The sequence below is a fragment of the Rhodococcus sp. P4_B6 genome (assembly GCF_056402215.1).
The window spans coordinates 1-1,885 of sequence record NZ_JBFUHV010000416.1; the positions used below are offsets into that span (position 1 = coordinate 1).

Genomic DNA, 1,885 nt, shown 5'->3' on the forward strand with positions numbered 1-1,885 from the left:
CGGTTCGTTCGTGTCGGGGTTCAGTGGAAGGTGAAGCGGGTTCAGTGGAAGGTGAAGCCGGTGAAGTCGTCGGCGGCGACCTTGTCGCATGTGTCGACGTAGCGGTCGAGTCCGCCGACGTAGGGCATGAAGACTCTGCTGCCGTCGTCGCGGTTGACGTGGACCATGTAGTTCTCGACGTTGAGTCGGAGCAGGTGGGAGGCGGCTTCGGCGACGTGTGCTGTCCACTCGTCCTGGGCGTGGGTTTCGGGTTCGACTCGGGTGTATCCGCGCTCGTTCATGTGTTGGAGCAGGTCGGCGACGAAGTCGACGTGCTGGACGTTGTCGAGGATCATGTTGGCCAGCACCGAGGGGCTTCCGGGGCCGGTGAGCAGGAACAGGTTGGGAAATCCGCGGGTCATGAGCCCGAGCAGGGTGCGTGGTCCGCGTTCCCAGCGGTCGGTCGGTTGTTCGCCGAATTCGTTGCGGATGTTCGCCTCGTCGAGGGCGCCGGTGAAGGCGCTGAAGCCCAGTGCGAACACGATGAGGTCGAATTCGAAGTTGTGGTCCCGGGTGCGGATTCCGTCGGGGGTGATGCGCTGAATGGAGTCGTTGTTGACGTCGACCAGGTGTACGTTGCTTCGGTTGAATGCCTCGTAGTAGCCGGTGTCGACGCACAGCCGCCGCGAGCCGATGGGGTAGGCGCGGGGGGTCAGCAACTCCGCCGTGTCCGGATCGCGGACGATCTCGCGCACACGCTCGCGGACGAAGTCGGCCACGATGGTGTTCGCATGGATGTCGGTGCCCTGGTCGGAGAAGACCGCGTTCATCGTGTGTCCGCCGCGCGCCCAGCGTTCCCTCAGCAGTCTCTGTTGTTCTTCCGGGGTGAAGTCGTGCGCCGATCCGGCGCCGAGCGGAATGTCCGAACCGGTCGGGTGGTGCAGGATCGTCTCGCGCAGTTCGGCGACGCGGCCGGCGTAGTCGGAGTACTTCTGCTGGTCGAGGGGAACATTCTGCGCGGGTACCGAGTAGTTCGCGGTGCGCTGGAACACGGTGACGCTCTCGGCGTCACCCGCGAGTGCCGGCACGGCCTGAACACCGGAGGAGCCTGTTCCGATGACGGCGATTCTTTTACCGGCGGTCTCCACGGGGTCGGTGGGCCAGTGTGAGGTCTGCACCCAGCGGCCGCGGAAGTTCTCGAGGCCCGGGAACGAGGGGGTGCGTGCCTTCGACAGCTGGCCGGAGGCCATGACCAGGTAGCGTCCGGTGATCGACTGGCCGTCACTGGTGGTGACGCGGTATCGGTTCGCTGCGGGCTCCCACTGTGCACCGGTGACCCAGGTGGAGAAGCGGATGTGTTGGCGTACTCGCCAGGTGTCGGCGGCGAAATTCAGGTAGGCCAGAATTTCGGGTTGAGCCGGGTAGCGTTCCTTCCAGGTCCATTTGGGGTAGAGATCCTCGTCCGGGAAGCAGTAGAAGTAACTTTCGATGTCGACCCGCGCTCCCGGGTATCGGTTGTGGTACCACACCCCGCCCACTTCGGGCGCACCCTCGAAAGCGATGACCCGCAACCCTTCCTGGGTCAGCTTGTGGACAGCGTAAATGCCGCCCGCTCCAGCACCGACCACGACAGCGTCATAATCCACCGTATTCATAACCACACCTTTCACAGGTCGAAATACTTCAGTTTTCAGAGCGCGACGAGACGCATGTGACGTTGCCGCCGAATGTGTCCGTCCCTCACGTACGCCACTGCTGGGCTGACTGACTCGGTGTGCTCAGCGGTGTCACCGACGTCCATGACGGTTTCGTCGTGGGCACGGCAGGGTCGATCACGCCGTCCGTCGAATGACGGGAAGCACGAGTCTCGACGGCCGAGCGCTGCCGTGCCACACGGTGTTGGTCG

At 63.9% G+C, this 1,885-nt stretch carries 1 protein-coding gene; it reads right to left on the minus strand.

Annotation, left to right across the window (positions count from 1 at the left end; translation table 11 throughout):
* Positions 1 to 41: 41 nt before the first annotated feature.
* On the minus strand, positions 42 to 1,634 hold the full coding sequence (locus tag AC1DWT_RS51175) for a flavin-containing monooxygenase (protein ID WP_477926258.1): 1,593 nt from the start codon (positions 1,632 to 1,634) through the stop codon (positions 42 to 44).
* Positions 1,635 to 1,885 lie beyond the last annotated feature (251 nt).

Excerpts from the sequence above, each read along its gene's own strand:
- AC1DWT_RS51175 (WP_477926258.1), bottom strand. The coding sequence starts at position 1,634 with ATGAATACGGTGGATTATGACGCTGTCGTGGTCGGTGCTGGAGCGGGC.